At 30.5% G+C, this 18,218-nt stretch carries 20 protein-coding genes; all 20 read left to right on the forward strand.

The window, feature by feature from the left end; translation table 11 throughout:
• The first annotated feature begins 211 nt into the window (after positions 1 to 211).
• The 20 genes from AABJ49_RS09425 (at position 212) to AABJ49_RS09520 (ending at position 18,184) form a co-directional block, all read left to right on the forward strand.
• On the forward strand, positions 212 to 1,456 hold the full coding sequence (locus AABJ49_RS09425) for a hypothetical protein (RefSeq protein WP_140996448.1): 1,245 nt from the start codon (positions 212 to 214) through the stop codon (positions 1,454 to 1,456).
• 12 nt (positions 1,457 to 1,468) lie between these two features.
• Positions 1,469 to 2,038 carry an AraC family transcriptional regulator gene (locus AABJ49_RS09430; protein WP_338378028.1) on the forward strand — a complete coding sequence of 190 codons (570 nt, stop codon included), beginning with the start codon at positions 1,469 to 1,471 and terminating at the stop codon, positions 2,036 to 2,038.
• 329 nt (positions 2,039 to 2,367) lie between these two features.
• Complete coding sequence (locus AABJ49_RS09435; protein ID WP_140996445.1) at positions 2,368 to 2,592, forward strand: heavy-metal-associated domain-containing protein; 225 nt, start codon at positions 2,368 to 2,370, stop codon at positions 2,590 to 2,592.
• An 11-nt stretch (positions 2,593 to 2,603) separates the two neighbouring features.
• Positions 2,604 to 2,822, forward strand: a complete 219-nt coding sequence (locus AABJ49_RS09440) for an SHOCT domain-containing protein (RefSeq protein ID WP_140996444.1) — start codon at positions 2,604 to 2,606, stop codon at positions 2,820 to 2,822.
• 17 nt (positions 2,823 to 2,839) lie between these two features.
• On the forward strand, positions 2,840 to 3,118 hold the full coding sequence (locus AABJ49_RS09445; RefSeq protein WP_338378029.1) for a DUF5676 family membrane protein: 279 nt from the start codon (positions 2,840 to 2,842) through the stop codon (positions 3,116 to 3,118).
• Positions 3,119 to 3,197: 79 nt separating this feature from the next.
• A complete protein-coding gene (locus AABJ49_RS09450; protein ID WP_338378030.1) occupies positions 3,198 to 4,211 on the forward strand; it encodes a type II glyceraldehyde-3-phosphate dehydrogenase in 1,014 nt (337 codons plus the stop codon).
• Positions 4,212 to 4,222: 11 nt separating this feature from the next.
• Entirely contained in the window at positions 4,223 to 5,284 is a 1,062-nt protein-coding gene (locus AABJ49_RS09455; RefSeq protein ID WP_338378031.1) for a class I fructose-bisphosphate aldolase, read from the forward strand.
• A gap of 61 nt (positions 5,285 to 5,345) precedes the next feature.
• Entirely contained in the window at positions 5,346 to 6,176 is an 831-nt protein-coding gene (locus AABJ49_RS09460) for a universal stress protein (protein WP_338378032.1), read from the forward strand.
• 10 nt (positions 6,177 to 6,186) lie between these two features.
• Complete coding sequence (locus AABJ49_RS09465; RefSeq protein WP_338378033.1) at positions 6,187 to 6,741, forward strand: ion channel; 555 nt, start codon at positions 6,187 to 6,189, stop codon at positions 6,739 to 6,741.
• Positions 6,734 to 7,573 carry an ATP cone domain-containing protein gene (locus AABJ49_RS09470; RefSeq protein ID WP_338378034.1) on the forward strand — a complete coding sequence of 280 codons (840 nt, stop codon included), beginning with the start codon at positions 6,734 to 6,736 and terminating at the stop codon, positions 7,571 to 7,573. The genes AABJ49_RS09465 and AABJ49_RS09470 overlap by 8 nt, the downstream gene beginning before the upstream one ends.
• A 13-nt stretch (positions 7,574 to 7,586) precedes the next feature.
• Positions 7,587 to 8,960, forward strand: a complete 1,374-nt coding sequence (locus AABJ49_RS09475; RefSeq protein WP_338378035.1) for an MBL fold metallo-hydrolase — start codon at positions 7,587 to 7,589, stop codon at positions 8,958 to 8,960.
• 21 nt (positions 8,961 to 8,981) lie between these two features.
• Positions 8,982 to 9,530, forward strand: coding sequence for an ATP-binding protein (locus AABJ49_RS09480; RefSeq protein ID WP_338378036.1), 549 nt, complete (start codon positions 8,982 to 8,984; stop codon positions 9,528 to 9,530).
• A gap of 14 nt (positions 9,531 to 9,544) precedes the next feature.
• Positions 9,545 to 10,234: a hypothetical protein gene (locus tag AABJ49_RS09485; RefSeq protein WP_338378037.1), complete on the forward strand. Its 690-nt coding sequence runs from the start codon at positions 9,545 to 9,547 to the stop codon at positions 10,232 to 10,234.
• A 7-nt stretch (positions 10,235 to 10,241) separates the two neighbouring features.
• Positions 10,242 to 10,544: a phosphoribosylpyrophosphate synthetase gene (locus AABJ49_RS09490; RefSeq protein WP_338378038.1), complete on the forward strand. Its 303-nt coding sequence runs from the start codon at positions 10,242 to 10,244 to the stop codon at positions 10,542 to 10,544.
• A 1-nt stretch (position 10,545) separates the two neighbouring features.
• On the forward strand, positions 10,546 to 11,277 hold the full coding sequence (locus tag AABJ49_RS09495; protein ID WP_338378039.1) for a PPK2 family polyphosphate kinase: 732 nt from the start codon (positions 10,546 to 10,548) through the stop codon (positions 11,275 to 11,277).
• A gap of 13 nt (positions 11,278 to 11,290) precedes the next feature.
• The gene (locus tag AABJ49_RS09500) at positions 11,291 to 13,372 is read left to right on the forward strand and encodes a copper-translocating P-type ATPase (RefSeq protein ID WP_338378040.1); all 2,082 of its coding nucleotides are present in this window, start codon (positions 11,291 to 11,293) and stop codon (positions 13,370 to 13,372) included.
• A gap of 156 nt (positions 13,373 to 13,528) precedes the next feature.
• Positions 13,529 to 14,008, forward strand: a complete 480-nt coding sequence (locus AABJ49_RS09505) for a DUF305 domain-containing protein (RefSeq protein WP_338378041.1) — start codon at positions 13,529 to 13,531, stop codon at positions 14,006 to 14,008.
• A 2-nt stretch (positions 14,009 to 14,010) separates the two neighbouring features.
• Positions 14,011 to 16,533 (forward strand): heavy metal translocating P-type ATPase, encoded by a 2,523-nt coding sequence (locus AABJ49_RS09510; RefSeq protein ID WP_338378042.1) that lies wholly within the window; start codon positions 14,011 to 14,013, stop codon positions 16,531 to 16,533.
• 101 nt (positions 16,534 to 16,634) lie between these two features.
• Positions 16,635 to 17,480, forward strand: coding sequence for an RteC domain-containing protein (locus tag AABJ49_RS09515; protein ID WP_338378043.1), 846 nt, complete (start codon positions 16,635 to 16,637; stop codon positions 17,478 to 17,480).
• A 416-nt stretch (positions 17,481 to 17,896) separates the two neighbouring features.
• Positions 17,897 to 18,184: a helix-turn-helix domain-containing protein gene (locus tag AABJ49_RS09520; protein ID WP_338378044.1), complete on the forward strand. Its 288-nt coding sequence runs from the start codon at positions 17,897 to 17,899 to the stop codon at positions 18,182 to 18,184.
• The last annotated feature ends 34 nt before the right edge of the window (positions 18,185 to 18,218 follow it).

Genomic DNA, 18,218 nt, shown 5'->3' on the forward strand with positions numbered 1-18,218 from the left:
AGAAAAGTCCTAGTTTGGGAAGGGTTAAATGGATAATTAGTCTGATCTCCTTCCCTTGTTAGGCACAATAAATTAAAAAAAAGGCTTTTAATATTAATAGCTTGTATAAGTGAAGAATGATAAATCTATTAATAACATTTCCTTGTCAAACGGCAGATGAAATATAAATTTTAAAAGCAAAATAAATAATTATCAAATAGTAACATCATCAATGAACAACCTTAACCAAATAATCAATCAATATAAAAACGATACCGAAAGTGTATACAATACTTGGTTTATAGATAATGACCAACGATTAAAAGCTTTTAGAACAATACGTCGTGGTGTTATTCAAGTTGTGGAAGATATTAAAAACAAAACATTTCCTAACGATTTTAAAGGCAGTAGTTTAGAATTTGTATTGAGTTGCATTGCAGAGCAAAAACAAATATTTGTAGGTGTAGCTCATCCCTTCTATTGGAAACCAAAATTGCGTATCCCAGATATTTATGAAAACCAAAATAATAAAATCGCTTTTGGCCAATTTTTAGAAAACTGTATTAATGCAAAATCAGAAGAACAAGTTGTAAAAGAAATAGTAAAGCTAGATGAACTCAAAATAAAAGGACTTGGCCCAGCTGTTGCTAGTATTTTATACTTTTTACATCCAACATGGTTTCCTCCTTTTAATACAGCAATTCTCAATGGATTTAACTTTTTATTCAAAGACAAAAAAAAATTAGGTAGTTGGTCAGAATACCTAAAAATAAGGGAAACAGTAGTTGAAACAAATAATAAACATAAAACTGATTTATCTAATGATTTAGGTGCAATTGCTGGCTTATGTTTTGAAATTGGTACACAGAAAATGCTTATTGGTAACGATGAATATTTGAGTGAAGTAGAACGCACAAAATTTGAAAAGAATATTTTAAAACGTCAAAAAGAAATTCAAGAAGAAAAACAGGAAGAAAATTTACATAACGAAATGCAATACCACCTACTAAAAATAGGTGCTTCATTAGGGTATGATGTAACTCCAGCTAGTAATGACAAAAGCAAATCATTTGGCGGACAAAGTTTTTCATTTATTTCACTTTCTAAATTCCCAGAACTTCCTTGCGATAAAGAAACACAAAATACGATTAAACTAATTGATGTGCTTTGGTTTAAAAAAGGAACAAATACCATTGTTGGAGCATTTGAAGTAGAAAAAAGTACGAGTATCTATTCAGGGATTTTAAGATTGTCTGATTTATATTTCAGTATCTCAAATGGTAATGAAGTATTTTATATAATTATCCCAAACAGTCGCGAAAAAGATGTCATACAGCAATTAAATCGCCCTGTAATCAAAAATTCTAAAATGCTCATCAAATATATTTTGTTTTCAGAATTAAGAGAAAATTGCGATGCCATTTGCAAGTTTGGTACTGATCTTTCCATAATGGATAAAATTGCAAAATCAATTTAAAAATAAAAAATCATGAAATTATATATCAAAAACATGGTCTGTAGTCGTTGCTTAAAAGTGATAAAACAAGAGCTTGAAGAACTAGAAATAAAAGTCACATCTATTGAACTTGGAGAATTAGTTATTGATGATTCAAATAGTAATCATGATGATATTATCTTTCAAATTGAAAAAGTATTGCATTCCAATAATTTTGAAATAATTCATAGTTCAGAAGAAATTCTTGTCGAAAAAATCAAACATTTTCTATTTAATAAATTGGAAGAATTACCATTGGATATCAAAGTGAATTTATCACAAGTTTTGAGTGCAGAACTCAATCATGAATATAAATCATTAAGTAAACTATTTTCACATTCAGAAAAAATTACAATTGAAAAATACTTCATTCGATTAAAAATTGAAAAAGTCAAAGAGTTAATTCAATTGAAACAACATACTTTTTCTGAAATAGGATATTTATTGGATTATAATAATGTCAACCATTTATCAAGACAATTTAAAGAAATTGTTGGAATGAGTATGACAGAATATAAAAATTATGACGATTCAAAACGAAATCATTACGATGAAATTATATAGATTTTAACGAAAATTGTGTAGCTGATTTAAGATAGGAGTAAATACCTTTAGGAGTATTATAAACCAGCACACTATGAAAAATAATCACTGGATTTGGATGGTTTTAGGCTGTGTCCTACCATTACTATTCATCTTTTTAGCACCTACTCTTGGCATAGGAAGTAGTTCCTCACTTTTCCTTTTCATCATTTTTATGTTTGCCTGTCACCTGTTTATGCCTCATGGGTCGCATCGACATGGTAATCATAATCACGGGGAATAAAAACAAGATAATACTCAAAGTAATAAAGAGGAGCACAAAGGGCATCATAACCATTAATATCTAAGAAATGAAAAAGAAGTATCAAATAAACGGAATTAGCTGTGGTGGATGCATAGCAAGTGTTAAGAAAACTTTGGAAGTACATCCTAATATTGAGAGAGCCCAAATTTTCTTAGAACCTAAAGGAGCTGCTATCATAACAATGAGTGAAAGTCTTACGGTTGATGAATTACAAGAGCAACTCAATACGCTAAAAGGATATACCATTACTGAATTTAAAGAAACAACTTAAAAACAATTATTATGCATTTAAACGAAGCACATTATGGAGGAATGCACCTTATATGGTGGATTATATGGATGGTATTAATCATATGGATTTTTGCAACACCATGGAGTATTCCTGGGCAAAGAGCAAAAAAAGATTCCCCACTCGATATTTTAAAAAAACGCTTTGCTAAAGGAGAAATTACAAAGGAAGAATTTGAAGAATCGAAAAAGATTTTAAACGCGAGCAAATAACTTAAAATCCCAATACTATGTATCAATTAAACGTAAAAAAACTTGGTTTTGCATTCGGTCTAACAGCTGCCTTTCTTTATCTCGGCTGTATGATTGTAATGGCAACTGCAGGAAAAGAAGGAACTATTACTTTTTTTAACAGCTTGTTACACGGACTAGATACTAGCAATATTATAAGAATGGATGTACCGCTTTTAGAAGCTTTCTTTGGGATTATTCAAACATTTATTTTAGGTTGGCTTATAGGGGCTTGTGTTGGAGTATTTTATAATATTCAAATTAAAGTTAAAAAATAATTCATTATTAAAACAGGTTTCCTATCTGATTTAAAATATAAAAAGAGGAAGCTCATACAAATATTTTAAATAATTAAACATGAAAAATATTGCAGTTATAGGCTATGGTGTAATAGGAAAAAGAGTTGCTGATGCCATAAATAAACAAGATGACATGATACTTTCAGGAGTTTGTGATATCATTAGCGATTGGCGTATTCAAAATGCTGTACGAAAAGAGTATAATATTTATGCAGCAACAACTGAAGCTGCAGATAACATGGAAGCAGTAGGAATCACTGTAAAAGGAGATATGCAGTTGCTTTTAGAAAAGTCAGATCTCGTTGTAGATTGTACACCAAAAAAAATCGCAGCACAAAATGTGATAATTTACAAAGCACAAAATATAAAATTTATTTTACAAGGTGGTGAAAAGCATGAAACTACAAATCATTCGTTTAGTGCCGAAAATAATTATCAATCAGCATTAAATTTAGAGGCAACAAGAGTTGTTTCTTGTAATACCACTTCCATTTTAAGAACATTGACTGCTTTGAAAAAAGCGGGTTTATTAGAATATGCTAGGGGTACATTATTAAGAAGAGCAACAGATCCGTGGGAAAGTCATTTAGGGGGTATTATGAATACAATGGTTCCCGAAAAGGAAATTCCAAGTCATCAAGGGCCTGATGCAAAAAGTGTAGACCCAGACTTAGATGTAATTACCGTTGCGGTAAAAGTTCCGGAAACCTTAAGCCACATGCATTATTGGAATGTTAAGTTAAAAAAAAACACAACTAAAGAAGAAGTACTAACAGCTTTCAAAACATCAAGTCGTATTAAATTAATTCGCTACGACCAAGGATTGGTTTCTAACAATACCATAAAGGAAATGTTTTTGGATATGGGAAGACCATGGGGAGATATGTACGAAGTAGCGCTTTGGGAAGATATGCTAAAAGTAGTGGGCGATGAACTTTTCTATGCCTACGTAGTAGATAACCAAGCTATTGTTATTCCTGAAACTATTGATGCCATTCGTGCACTCACAGGAATTGAAACGGATGCTCAAAAATCCATTACGAAAACCAATATAAGTTTAGGAATTAGTTAAACACTATAAAAATGAAAGCAACCGAAAGTATAACCGAAATTCTAGGAAAAAAAGCGACATTTTATTTAGACCATGTTTGTGAAAAAATAACCAAGGATGAATTACAAATTCCTTCAAAAAGGAGTCTGGATAATATTTTTATTCAATCAAATAGAAGTCCTCAAGTACTTCGGAGCCTTTCACAATTATACAACCATGGAAATTTAGGTAAAACAGGTTATTTAAGTATTCTTCCAGTTGACCAAGGTATTGAGCATAGTGCAGCTTTTTCATTTTATAAAAATCCTGATTATTTTGATCCAGAAAATATTATAAAATTAGCTATTGAAGCGGGTTGCAATGGTGTAGCATCAACTTTTGGTGTACTTGGTCTTAATGCTAGAAAATATGCGCACAAAATTCCTTTTATTGTGAAGATTAACCATAATGAGCTCCTTACCTACCCTAATAAATTCGACCAAACACTATTTGGAAAGGTAAAATCTGCTTGGGATATGGGTGCCATTGCAGTTGGTGCCACAATATATTTTGGTTCTGAAGAAAGCAACAGACAACTCAACGAAATAGCAGAAGCTTTTGAAGAAGCACATAATTTAGGAATGGCAACAATCTTATGGTGTTATCTTCGTAATGAAGGATTCAAAAAAGATAAAGTTGATTATCACGCTGCAGCTGATCTTACTGGGCAAGCAAACCATTTGGGAGTAACTATTCAAGCGGACATAATTAAACAAAAATTGCCATCTACAAATTTTGGTTTCAAAAATATAGGCTTTGGCAAATATGATGATGAAATGTACAAATCACTAACTACTTCCCACCCTATCGATTTATGTAGATTGCAAGTTGCTAATTGCTTTATGGGCAAAATTGGACTAATTAATTCGGGTGGTGGTTCTAAAGGAAAATCAGATTTAATGGAAGCAGTAACAACCGCAGTAATAAATAAAAGAGCCGGTGGTTCAGGTCTAATATTAGGCAGAAAAGCATTTCAACGGCCATTTAGTGAAGGAGTAAAAATATTGCAATCCGTCCAAAGTATATATTTAGATGATAGTATCACTATCGCATAATATCTACAAAACAGTAATGAATTGCATCAAAATTTAGAATTATTTAAAATATATAAATAAAATGAAAAATATATTAGTACCAACCAATTTCACCGAAAACTGCCAAAAAGCAGCACAACTTGGCATTGAAATGGCAAAATTATATAATTCGGAAATTCATTTTCTACACTATATAAAAACACCTGTAGATTGGGTAAAATTAGATAAGCTAAAAGAAGAAAGATACCCTGAAACTTTGAAACAAATAGGAAGTGCTAAAGCAAATTTGAGAGAATTAGAAAAAAGTGCAGAAAATCAAGGACTTAAATGTCGAACTTTTCTTCAATATGATGTAGATGATAAAAGTATTTTAGACCATTCTGGTCATTTTCAACACGATTTTATAATAACAGGAAGTAGTGGAACAAAGGGAGTAATTAGAGAAATATCAGGTAGTAATGTTGAAGATATTGTACGTAAAGCTAAAGTTCCAGTAATAGTCGTTAAAGATGAAGAAATAAAATTTCCATTTAAAAGTATTGTTTTTGTTTCAAATTTTGAAGAAGATGTAACTAATGCCTTTAAACAAGTAATTTCAATAGCTAAAAAATGTAATGCTAAAATTCACTTATTACAAATAAATACAAAAACAGATTTTAACAGTATTGAAAGTAGTTTAACTAATATCGATTCACTATTGAAAAAATTTCCAGATTTTGAAAATTATTCAAAAGCAGTTTATAATGAAGATTCTGTAGAAATTGGTATTAATACATTTATAAAGCAACAACCAGTAGACTTAATAGCAATGGTTACTCATGGTAAAACAGGTTTTTTAAGTTTATTTTCTAAAAGCATAGCAGAAGGAATAACAAATCATTCAAATTTACCAGTAATGACAATACTTATTTAAAATTATAATGATGTCAAGTAGTCTAAATTATATCAAAGAAAAAGCATTTTATAAATTGCTTTTTGGAAAAACAGCACTTCCAATTATCATTATTGTTGGAATTGCATTAATTTATGTTGTTTTAATGACGATGATAGACCATAGTGCATTACCTTTTCATATAGTAGTTGCTGTAGCAGCATTAATAAAAACCATTGTGATTACTTTAACTACGTTAAAAAAACTTTCAAAACTCATAAAAATTTGCCATTCATTAGAGCGTTTACTATGGGTTTTTGGACTAATTATTGTAATAATTGTTTTCTCATTCGCTACAGATTACACTTGCTTATATCAATTCGACCATGCTGCATTTGAAGGCATACCTGACTTTTCAAATACATACCTATTTAATCTATACCATTTCTTTTATTTCAGCGTAATCACATTTTCAACAGTAGGTTTTGGAGATATTACTCCAGTATCAGATGTTGCTAAATTTGTTATCATGCTTGAAATATTTTTAAGTTTTTTTATTATAGTTTTTGCATTAACAAATATCAAAAAAATACATCTAAATGAATAATATAAACATCATAAAAGCAAACGGAGATAAAGCTCTTTTTCAAGTTGAAAAACTTATAAATTCCTTAAGACGTTCTCAAGCTAACGAAACACTTATTCAACAAATTGTAGAGCAAGTTGAAGCAGTACTTTATGATGGTATGACAACCAAACAAATCTACAAGATGGCTTTTAAAATGCTTAAAGGCAAGTCTTCAGTGAGTGCCTCTCGTTATAAACTTAAAAAAGCACTTATGGAATTAGGTCCTACTGGTTTTCCTTTTGAAAAATTAGTTGGTAAACTAATGGAACATGAAGGTTTTGCTACAGAGGTTGGGGTAATTGTACAGGGTAATTGTGTGCAGCATGAGATAGATGTAATCGCTCAAAAAGAGAACAACCATTATATGATTGAATGCAAATACCATAGTGACCAAGGTAGATTTTGTAATGTAAAAATTCCTTTATACATCCATTCGAGATTTTTAGATGTAGAAAAACAATGGGAACGTCAAAAAGGTCATGAAGCAAAACTTCATAAAGGAGGAGTTTATACCAATACTCGATTTACTACAGATGCCATACAATATGGCAAATGTGTTGGTTTACTAATGACAAGTTGGGATTACCCGTATGGTAATGGTTTAAAAGACAGAATAGATAAGTCTGGCCTTCACCCATTAACCGCTTTAACAACATTAACAAAAAACGAAAAAGCAAAATTATTAGACAAAGGAATAGTGCTTTGTAAAGAGCTTCACGAAAACCCAACTATTTTAGACCAAATCGGTATTTCAAAAACAAGGCAGAAAAATATTTTAGATGATTCAAATGTATTATGTAGTAACCATTAAATAGTATTGACAAATGAAAAATAATAAAATTAACATTCACTTTTTGGGTGCAGCAGGCACAGTAACTGGCTCAAAATATTTAGTAGATACAGGAGATAAAAAAATATTAATCGACTGTGGACTTTTTCAAGGAATAAAAGAACTACGTTTAAAAAATTGGGAATATCCACCTGTTAATGTTTCAGAAATTGATATTGTATTGCTTACTCATGGTCACATGGATCATACGGGTTATCTTCCAAGATTAGTTAAACAAGGATTTAATGGTCCAATATATGGAACCAATCCAACTTTAGATATCGCAAAAATCATACTAAATGATAGTGCCAAAATACAAGAACAAGAAGCAGAACGTGCAAATAAGGAAGGCTACTCAAAACATAGTCCTGCAGAACCGTTATACGATTTAAAAGATGTAGAAAATACATTACCACACTTTAAAGCGATACCTCAAGCACAATGGATTCCATTATTTGAAGGTATAAAAGCAAGATTTCAATACAACGGACATATTTTAGGAGCTACATTTATCGAGTTGGATATTCACGGAAAACGATTTGTATTCTCCGGAGATATTGGAAGAACAAACGATTTATTACTATATCCACCTTTAAAACCTAAAAAAGCCGATGTACTTTTCATAGAATCAACATACGGTGGAAGATTTCATCCAGATGAAATAGAAGCTATTCCACAAATTGAAAAGTTAGTAAATGAAACCATTAATAATGGTGGTAGCTTATTTATTCCAAGCTTTTCGGTAGAAAGAGCACAACTAATGATGTTTATTTTTTGGAAATTACTCAAAGAAAAGAAAATACCAAAAGTTCAAATGATAATGGATAGTCCTATGGGAGCTAGTGTATTAGAACTATTTCACAACACAAGAGATTGGCACAAATTGAAAGATAATGAATGTGATGAAATGTGTGCTAACTTCACAGTTGTAAGTAGTTATCGTGAAACATTAGAATTACGTGCTGATAATAAACCAAAAATTGTAATAGCAGGAAGCGGAATGCTTACGGGTGGTAGAATGCTCAACTATCTAGAAACACAAGCACAAAACCCTAATAACACTTTACTTTTTGTAGGTTATCAAGCCGAAGGAACTCGTGGAAGAAAATTATTAGAAGGTGAAAAAGAATTAAAAGTGTATGGAAAATGGGTTCCATTTAATATGAAAGTGGCAGTAATTGAAGGACTTTCTGCTCATGCAGATCATACAGAACTGATAGATTGGATGAGTAAAATAAAGAAAAAACCAAATAGAATTTTTATTGTTCATGGAGAAAATGAGGGTGCAGTTGCATTACAAAAAGGAATTAAAGAAACCTATAATTGGGATGCTGAAATTCCTCAACTCTATAATATTGAAGAGGTTTAATCTTGAAGTAAATTTAGTATTATGAACAGCAAAACAATCAAATCAAAACAGACCAATTGGTACGTCATCACTGGAGGACCAAGCACAGGTAAAACCACTATTATTGATTTACTTCAAAAAAGAGGATACAATACTACCATAGAACATGCCAGACATTACATTGATACGATGCACGATGAAGGACATTCTGTAGAAGAAATTAGGTCTAATAAAAGAAAATTTCAGTTAGGTGTTTTGGATATGCAAATTGAACAAGAAGGATCACTTAATAAAGAAGATATTGTGTTTTTAGATAGAGCAATTCCAGATGCACAAGCATATTATCAATTTTTGAAATTAGATTATGATGAAAAATTATTAAATGCAATAAAAGCAGTTTCTTATAAAAAAATCTTTATTTTAGACAGATTGCCATTTACAAAAGATTATGCGAGAACAGAAAATGAAGATGACCAAAAAAATATTCATCAGTTAATAATTGAGGTCTATAAAAATTTAGGTTTTCCAATTGTTTTTATTCCTGTTTTACCTCCTTTAGAAAGGGTAGAATATCTATTGAATAATTTATAAAACAAATCAAAATAATGGCTAACAATAACAATAATCAAACCTCTTCTATTAAAGCAAAAGTATCGCTTTTAGTACTGTTTATAATTGGTATAAGTTCAAATGTACAATCACAGGACACTATGTTTATTGATCAAATTGAAGGTAGAACAATTACAAGAGAAAACTTCAATGAAAAAGGTGACTTACTAAATAAGCAAATCTTTGAAGCTGGAAAAATTTTAAATAAGAACAGAAATTATCAAATAAAGGTCAAAACAGAATTATTTGATAAAAATAAAATAGCAACAGATAAATATGAAACAACCTACAAATGCAAACCAGACAAGTTTAGTGTCGTAGTATTTGTTTTTCCTTTTGCTAATCCAAAATCAAAAGAAACTGAAATTAGTTCTAAATCTGTAAATTTTAAAGAATTGTACAATATAGAAAAGTTAAACAATATTGATTTAGATATAAGTTTTGATTCTGGCTTGATGAACTTTTTTGGTTCAAAGAGTACCATAAAAATTTACGACAGAAAAAAAGAAGTAAATAATAACAGCGTAATTATTAAGTCAAAAATTATCATAAAAGCATATACTTTAGGAATAAGAGTTAAACAGTTAAATTATACTTTAACTGAAAAGTTAAATGCAAATGGATTGTTATCCTATCAAAAATTTGTCGAAAAGGATGGCAGCTACTTCACAATGGACTATAAATAAAAAAAAAATGAGAAATTACGACACTCTTTCAGAAGCAATAAACGATTTAATAAATAAAGGGTATACCTATGACTTCAATTTGAATCCTGATTGCATAAAATGTGCTTCACTTAAAATTAAAATACATCCTGAAGATTTTGAGGTTGATGCCTTTTATCGATTTGAGGGAATGAGCAGTACAGATGATAATAGTATACTATATGCAATATCATCTAAAGAAGGAATTAAAGGTTTATTAGTCGATGCTTATGGTATGTATAGCGAAAATTTAAATGAAGAAATGATACAGAAACTTACAATAAAACACTAAAATGAATACTCTTAATGATATTTCAGTAGAACCCGTAAACAATCTGTCTAAAGATGTAGCAAAGGAAGCATTAAAAAAGTTGCGAAAAGAACTTTTTGAACTGCAAAATAAGTTTTATGCAGATGGAAGATTTGCTTTACTTATAATACTACAAGGAATGGACACTTCTGGTAAAGATGGTACAATAAGACATGTTTTTAGTAGTATGAACCCACAAGGTGTTCAGGTAAAATCTTTTAAAAAACCAACAGAAGAAGAATTAAGTCATGATTTTTTGTGGCGAGTATATTCACATGTTCCACCAAAAGGTGTAATTCAGATTTTCAATCGTTCTTATTATGAAGATATCATCATGCCCATAATAGAAAATAAAAGTTCTGATAAAATGATGATACATCGCTGTAAACTTATTAAAAACCTTGAAGAGCATTTTGAGCTAAATAACATTACTGTAATCAAGATGTTTTTACATATATCAAAAGAAGAACAAGAAAAAAGAATTAAAGAAAGATTAACCAAACCTCATAAGCGATGGAAATACAGCAAAGAAGATACTAATGTAGCTAAATTATGGCATAAATATCAAACGGCTTATAATAGCATAATTAATAATTGCGATAGTCCAGATTGGAATATAATTCCTGCAAACAAAAAATGGTATCGTAACTATCAAGTAGCAAAAATACTAACAGAACATTTAAAAAATCTTAATCTAAAATATCCAAATAACTAAAGAATTTATTAAAATGGAAAATAACAAACAACACCAAAAAATGGATCATTCTAAAATGAATCATAAAACAGAAGACCATTCAAAAATGGATCATTCAAAAATGAAGCACGATCATGGTAGCGTTCCAATGGGAATGGCAGGTCATGACCACCACCAAATGATGATTAATGATTTTAAAAAACGCTTTTGGGTAACCTTATTCTTAACCATTCCCATATTATTTTTATCTCCAATGATACAAGATTTTTTTGGTTATGAATTTTTATTACCCGGTAATCCTTATGTATTATTTGGTTTAGGAACAATCGTATATTTTTATGGTGGTTGGCCTTTTCTAAAAGGATTTTGGTCAGAAATAAAAAGCGGTGCTCCAGGTATGATGACACTAATATCAATGGCAATTAGTGTTGCTTATTTTTATAGTTCTGCAACCGTATTTGGACTTAAAGGAGTTGACTTCTTTTGGGAGTTGGCTACACTTATAGCCATCATGCTAATTGGACATTGGATAGAAATGAAAAGTGTTTTGGGTGCTTCAAAAGCCTTGCAACTTTTGGTAAGCATGATGCCTGCAGAAGCACATAAAGTTATTGGAGATAAAATTGAAGATATAGCTCTTGATAAATTATTAAAAGATGATATAATACTTATAAAACCAGGTGAAAAAGTTCCAGCGGATGGAATAATCACTGAAGGCACAAGTTACTTAAATGAATCAATGCTAACTGGTGAGTCAAAACCAGTTAAAAAAGAAGTAAATGATAAAGTCATTGGTGGTTCTGTAAACGGAAATAGCACTATAAACGTTAAAGTAGAACACACAGGAAAAGACAGCTATCTTAATAAAGTGATTAAGATGGTTGAAGACGCTCAAAAGACAAAATCAAAAATGCAAAATTTGTCCGATAGAGCAGCAAAATGGCTTACTTATATCGCTTTAGCTATTGGTTTTGGAACTTTAGCTACATGGTTACTTTTAGGATTTCCTTTTGTTTTTGCATTAGAAAGAATGGTAACGGTAATGGTAATTGCATGTCCTCACGCATTAGGTCTTGCCATACCTTTAGTTGTAGCAATTTCAACAGCAGTTTCTGCTCAAAATGGTTTATTAATTAGAAACAGAACTGCATTTGAAGAATCTCGTAAAATCTCGGCATTATTATTTGATAAAACAGGAACATTAACTAAAGGAGATTTTGGTGTTACAAGAATTGAAACGGTAGATAAAAATTTCACTACAGAGGAAGTTTTAAGACTAGCTAGTGCTTTAGAACAAAGTTCAGAACATCCTATTGCAGTTGGGATTATTAAAAAAGTAAAAGAAAACAAAGTTGTAATCCCTACTCTAGAGAAATTTAAAGCAATTACAGGTAAAGGTGTAGAAGCTATTGTAGAAGGAAAAGAGGTAAAAGTAGTAAGTCCAGGATATTTACGTGAAAATAATATTTCAATTCCAGAAGATGCTTACAGTGATGCTGCAGAAACAGTAGTTTTTATTGTAATCGACAATAAGTTAGTAGGTTTTATTGCATTAGCAGATGAAATCAGACCAGAATCAGCAGAAGCAATTAGAATTTTTAAAAAGAATAATATTAAAGTATTAATGGCTACTGGAGATAACGAAATCACAGCAAAAGCAGTAAGTGATAAGTTAGGTTTAGATGGCTATTTTGCAGAAGTGTTACCACATCAAAAAGTTGAAATAATTAAAGAACTTCAAGCCAAAGGTGAGTTTGTGGCTATGACTGGTGATGGTGTTAATGATGCACCTGCCCTAGCACAAGCTAATGTAGGAATTGCAGTAGGTTCAGGAACAGATGTTGCTGCAGAAACCGCAGATATTATTTTAGTAAATAGCAATCCTCAAGATATAGCTAATTTAATCCTGTTTGGTAAAGCTACATATAATAAGATGATTCAAAACCTTATTTGGGCAACAGGATATAACGTTATTGCTATTCCATTAGCCGCAGGAGTTTTATATTCATCTGGTTTTGTTTTAGGTCCAGCAATTGGAGCGGTTTTTATGAGTTTAAGCACAATTATCGTTGCAATTAACGCTCAACTTTTAAAAAGAAAAATAAGTAAAAAATAAGAAGTTTTAGTCATAATAAATAAATTAGAAGCGGATTTTTAATTTATTTTTCTTAATTCAGATTAAAATTTTGTAATAAAGACCAACAACTATATAACTTGTTCTTTTAATAAATTTTTAAATTGAAAAAATAAAATAAATTTAAAAATAAACAATATGCAAACAAATCAAACACACTCAAAAAAAAATCCGTATCCAAAATTTGGATTAATCATGGCAGTATCATTTGTCATTATGTATTTAGTGATGTTTTTAAATGTTGCTGAATTTGATCATGTTCTAAACAGTTTAACTCGCTTTTATATGACAACGTTAATGATTGCTACTATGGCGATTACTATGTTAATATTCATGTGGAAGATGTATCCAAATCGTAAAATCAATATAGGAATTATTGCTTTTGCTGCATTTACTTTTTTTGGAACATTTTATTTATTGCGAACACAAACTCCAATAAGTGATGTTCAATGGATGAAAGCGATGATTCCACATCATTCATCAGCGATTATGACTAGTAGTAATGCCGATTTTAAAGATGCAGAAGTTCAAAAGCTCGCTGATGATATTATTGATGCTCAAGAAAAGGAAATCAATCAAATGAAAGAAATGATTGAACGTATAGAAAATAAAAAATAAAGATGAAACACACATATACAATTACAGGAATGACCTGTTCAGGTTGTGAAGCTAAAGTTAAAAAAGATTTGTCTAATGTTGAACATGTCACAGAAGTTGCAGTTTCTAAAGAAGACAAAGTAGCAACTATTATCATGTCTAAACATGTTGAAATAGAAGTTTTACAAAATGCTTTAGGAGGAAAAGATTGTAAATATCAAATTACTTTATCAGATAATTCTAGTAAAGAAGTAGTTCAAAAAAGTTGTTGTTCTACTGGAGAAAAAAAGCACAAACATGAAGAAATAAAGCACAACCATCAAGCTGGTAAATATTATTGTCCCATGCATTGTGAAGGTGACAAAGTGTATGATAAGGCGGGTGACTGTCCTGTTTGTGGAATGGATTTAGTACAACAACCAACGGTAATTCAAAACACACAATATACTTGTCCCATGCATCCTGAAATAATTCAAGACAAACCAGGAAGTTGTCCTATTTGTGGAATGGATTTAGTGCCAATGGAACCAACCGAATCTGAAGAAGACAAAACCTATCAAAAGTTAGTACATAAAATGAAAATTGCTACAATTTTCACCTTGCCTATTTTTATTATTACCATGTCTGATATGATTCCAAATAACCCATTATACAAAATTATGGAGTTACAATATTGGAATTGGATTCAATTTATATTAACGATTCCTGTTGTTTTCTATGCTTGTTGGATGTTTTTTGAAAGAGCGTGGAAATCCATTATCAACTGGAATTTAAACATGTTTACCTTAATTGGTATTGGCACTGGAGTTGCTTTTGTTTTTAGTATTATCGGATTATTATTTCCAACTGTTTTTCCTGACCAATTCAAAACTTCAGAAGGGACAGTCCATTTATATTTTGAAGCTACAGCTGTAGTTTTAACCTTGGTATTGTTAGGGCAATTGTTAGAGGCAAAAGCACACAGCAGAACAAGTGGAGCTATTAAAGAGTTATTAAAATTAGCACCAACCGAAGCTACCTTAGTGATTGATGGTGAAGAAAAAGTAATTTCAATTCACGACATTAAAAAGGGAGATATAGTTAGAGTAAAACCAGGAGAAAAAATTCCTGTAGATGGAATCATTACAGAAGGAAACAGCACCATTGATGAATCAATGATTACTGGAGAACCTATTCCAGTAGATAAAAAAATGGGCGATAAAGTAAGTTCTGGAACCATAAACGGAACTAAATCCTTTTTAATGTTAGCTGAGAAAGTAGGTTCTGAAACTTTATTATCGCAAATCGTTCAAATGGTTTCTGACGCAAGTCGTTCAAGAGCACCCATTCAAAATTTAGTAGATAAAATTTCAAAATATTTTGTACCCATTGTAGTTTTAATATCAGTTATTACCTTTTTTGTTTGGTGGATTTTTGGACCAGAACCTAAATTGGTTTATGGATTTATTAATGCAATTGCGGTCTTAATAATTGCTTGTCCGTGTGCATTAGGTCTAGCAACACCTATGTCAGTTATGGTTGGAGTTGGCAAAGGAGCAAAATCTGGTGTATTAATAAAAAATGCAGAAGCCATTGAAAAAATGGATAAAATTGATGTTCTAATAACCGATAAAACAGGAACACTAACTGAAGGAAAACCATCAGTTGAAAAAATTATTACAAAAGATGTAGATGAAAATACCACTTTAGGAAAAATTGCATCTCTAAATCAAAATAGCGAACATCCATTGGCAACAGCAGTTGTAAATTTTGCTAAATCTAAAAACAGTACTTTTTTTAAAGTAGAAAAATTTGACTCTATAACAGGAAAAGGAGTATTAGGATTTATTGACAATGAAAAAGTCAGTTTAGGTAACAAAAAACTTTTAGAGCAAGAAGGAATTCAAGATTTTTCAACTATTGAAAAAGAAGTAATTGAAGAACAAAAGTTAGGTAAAACAGTTTCTTACATCGCTTTCGATAAAAAAGTAGTAGGATATATAACCATTACAGATGCTATAAAAAAATCAAGTTTAGAAGCTATTAACGAGTTAAAGCGACAAGGAGTTCAAGTTATTATGCTAACTGGTGATAATGAAAATACAGCAAGAGCTGTTGCCTCTGAACTTAATTTAACGGATTTCAGAGCAAGTTGCTTACCACAAGATAAATTAGAATACATCAAAGAGTTACAAGCCAAAGGTAAAATAGTAGCAATGGCAGGTGATGGTATAAACGATGCTCCAGCATTAGCACAATCTGATATTGGAATCGCAATGGGAACAGGAACCGATGTTGCCATTGAAAGTGCAAAAATTACTTTGGTAAAAGGAGATTTAAAAGGAATTGTAAAAGCAAAAAACCTAAGTAATGCTGTAATGAAAAACATCAAACAAAACTTATTTTTTGCTTTTATATATAACGTTTTAGGAGTTCCAATTGCAGCAGGTGTTTTATTTCCAGTTTTTGGTTTGTTACTTTCTCCAATGATTGCAGCTTTAGCAATGAGCTTTAGTTCTGTATCAGTTATTGCTAATGCATTACGATTAAGAACTATAAAAATTTAAAACACAAATTTATTTATTCAAACAACTAAAAATAATTAGCTATTTTAACAATATTTTTAACACAATGAAGTTTTATACAAACTAACCCAAATTGTATTAAAATGAATGAGTATTGTCTGAATTTTTTTAGTGAATTTGAAAAGGAGTATCAAAACATTAAAACTACAAATTCAGACAGTATTGTCATTGCAAATAAAGTCACTGAATTAATTGAAACTAGAAGTAAGGAACTATTCAAATGGCTAAAAAAACATAAATTTAGTTCTCCAGAAGAAGAAATATATTTTTTCAAAGACTTGAAACCTATATTTATATCTAAACTTATCTACTACAAAACGGTTTTAAGTATAGAAACGAACTTACCAACTTCAAAAAAGAATAAGATTAAATTTTATGAAGATGCTTTAAACTCAATTCAAGAAAACACCAATAAAAACAGGAAGTTTTATGAATATTATAGAGCAAGAGCTTCACATAAAGACACCATTTATTTTTTAAGAGAAAAAGATTCAAATATTTTAAAAAGAGATTGTTCTTTGATCAATTATGATCTGAAATTATGTACGAGTCACGATTATAGTATGGCATTGATGATCTCTAACGATATACTGACCAATTATTTAGAAAATAAAATTGAAAAATTAGAAAACAACTGCTCAATAGTACATCCCTCTGTGCAACAAACAATTAATTGGACTGGAACTAAAATAGATTTAGTCGAACTCATTTATGCTTTACATCATTCCAAAAAAATAAACAACGGCAATACCGATATTAAGGAATTAGCTTTATTCTTTGGTAAAATTTTCAATCAAGATATTGAAGAAAATATTTATCGTTTTTACATTGATATCAAAAACAGAAAAACAGGTCGTTCCAAATTCATCAATCAACTTTCAGAAGTGCTAGAAAAGCAAATTCTAGCAGAAGAAAATGAAAGTAAATAACCTTTTTTACAGATAAATATTTTCCAAAAACACACAACTTGTGTTCAGGTTGTGAATCAGCTTAAAAACCCATGATTTTCACCTAATTTCCCAAATTGAATTTTAAAGCTGAAAGGCATTCAATTCAATAAAGCTAGAAAACAAAGTGCTTTGTACTATTTTAATAAAAAATCGTACACAACTTGTGTTTAGGTTGTGAATTAAAATCAATCAAACTTCACAAATTTGTATTACCGATTAATATTCAAAATTGCCTTAAAGAAATTGAGGCTATTTTTCTTTATTCAATAAAGAAAAATTAAGCATAACCATTGTTACGTTTTATTTTTATTTTGAAGAAGAAAGGAAAAAAGACCGATTTATTAAGGTCATTTTGGGTGTTAATCGGTAAAATATAACAATTTAAAACACAAGTTATGGCAATCGAAGTTATCACACGCGAAGACTTAAACGAATTTCGCAGTCTTCTTCTAAATGATTTAAAAGAAATCATTCATTCAAAACCGCAACAAGCAAAACAGTGGCTCAAATCCAATGAAGTCCGCAAACTGTTAAACATCTCTCCAGGTACTTTACAAAATCTCCGCATCAACGGAACACTAACCTATACCAAAGTTGGTGGCATTATGTATTATGACAACTCAGACATCGAAAAACTCCTAAACGGCAATAAAGTAAATGCAGTTCCAACTCTGTTCAAATAATGTTATTGTGTGAAACAAAGCAATCTCATAACCT

Source organism: uncultured Flavobacterium sp. (genome assembly GCF_963922255.1).
GTDB lineage: Bacteria > Bacteroidota > Bacteroidia > Flavobacteriales > Flavobacteriaceae > Flavobacterium.

Excerpts from the sequence above, each read along its gene's own strand:
- AABJ49_RS09425 (WP_140996448.1), top strand. The coding sequence starts at position 212 with ATGAACAACCTTAACCAAATAATCAATCAATATAAAAACGATACCGAA.
- AABJ49_RS09430 (WP_338378028.1), top strand. The coding sequence starts at position 1,469 with ATGAAATTATATATCAAAAACATGGTCTGTAGTCGTTGCTTAAAAGTG.
- AABJ49_RS09435 (WP_140996445.1), top strand. The coding sequence starts at position 2,368 with ATGAAAAAGAAGTATCAAATAAACGGAATTAGCTGTGGTGGATGCATA.
- AABJ49_RS09440 (WP_140996444.1), top strand. The coding sequence starts at position 2,604 with ATGCATTTAAACGAAGCACATTATGGAGGAATGCACCTTATATGGTGG.
- AABJ49_RS09445 (WP_338378029.1), top strand. The coding sequence starts at position 2,840 with ATGTATCAATTAAACGTAAAAAAACTTGGTTTTGCATTCGGTCTAACA.
- AABJ49_RS09450 (WP_338378030.1), top strand. The coding sequence starts at position 3,198 with ATGAAAAATATTGCAGTTATAGGCTATGGTGTAATAGGAAAAAGAGTT.
- AABJ49_RS09455 (WP_338378031.1), top strand. The coding sequence starts at position 4,223 with ATGAAAGCAACCGAAAGTATAACCGAAATTCTAGGAAAAAAAGCGACA.
- AABJ49_RS09460 (WP_338378032.1), top strand. The coding sequence starts at position 5,346 with ATGAAAAATATATTAGTACCAACCAATTTCACCGAAAACTGCCAAAAA.
- AABJ49_RS09465 (WP_338378033.1), top strand. The coding sequence starts at position 6,187 with ATGTCAAGTAGTCTAAATTATATCAAAGAAAAAGCATTTTATAAATTG.
- AABJ49_RS09470 (WP_338378034.1), top strand. The coding sequence starts at position 6,734 with ATGAATAATATAAACATCATAAAAGCAAACGGAGATAAAGCTCTTTTT.
- AABJ49_RS09475 (WP_338378035.1), top strand. The coding sequence starts at position 7,587 with ATGAAAAATAATAAAATTAACATTCACTTTTTGGGTGCAGCAGGCACA.
- AABJ49_RS09480 (WP_338378036.1), top strand. The coding sequence starts at position 8,982 with ATGAACAGCAAAACAATCAAATCAAAACAGACCAATTGGTACGTCATC.
- AABJ49_RS09485 (WP_338378037.1), top strand. The coding sequence starts at position 9,545 with ATGGCTAACAATAACAATAATCAAACCTCTTCTATTAAAGCAAAAGTA.
- AABJ49_RS09490 (WP_338378038.1), top strand. The coding sequence starts at position 10,242 with ATGAGAAATTACGACACTCTTTCAGAAGCAATAAACGATTTAATAAAT.
- AABJ49_RS09495 (WP_338378039.1), top strand. The coding sequence starts at position 10,546 with ATGAATACTCTTAATGATATTTCAGTAGAACCCGTAAACAATCTGTCT.
- AABJ49_RS09500 (WP_338378040.1), top strand. The coding sequence starts at position 11,291 with ATGGAAAATAACAAACAACACCAAAAAATGGATCATTCTAAAATGAAT.
- AABJ49_RS09505 (WP_338378041.1), top strand. The coding sequence starts at position 13,529 with ATGCAAACAAATCAAACACACTCAAAAAAAAATCCGTATCCAAAATTT.
- AABJ49_RS09510 (WP_338378042.1), top strand. The coding sequence starts at position 14,011 with ATGAAACACACATATACAATTACAGGAATGACCTGTTCAGGTTGTGAA.
- AABJ49_RS09515 (WP_338378043.1), top strand. The coding sequence starts at position 16,635 with ATGAATGAGTATTGTCTGAATTTTTTTAGTGAATTTGAAAAGGAGTAT.
- AABJ49_RS09520 (WP_338378044.1), top strand. The coding sequence starts at position 17,897 with ATGGCAATCGAAGTTATCACACGCGAAGACTTAAACGAATTTCGCAGT.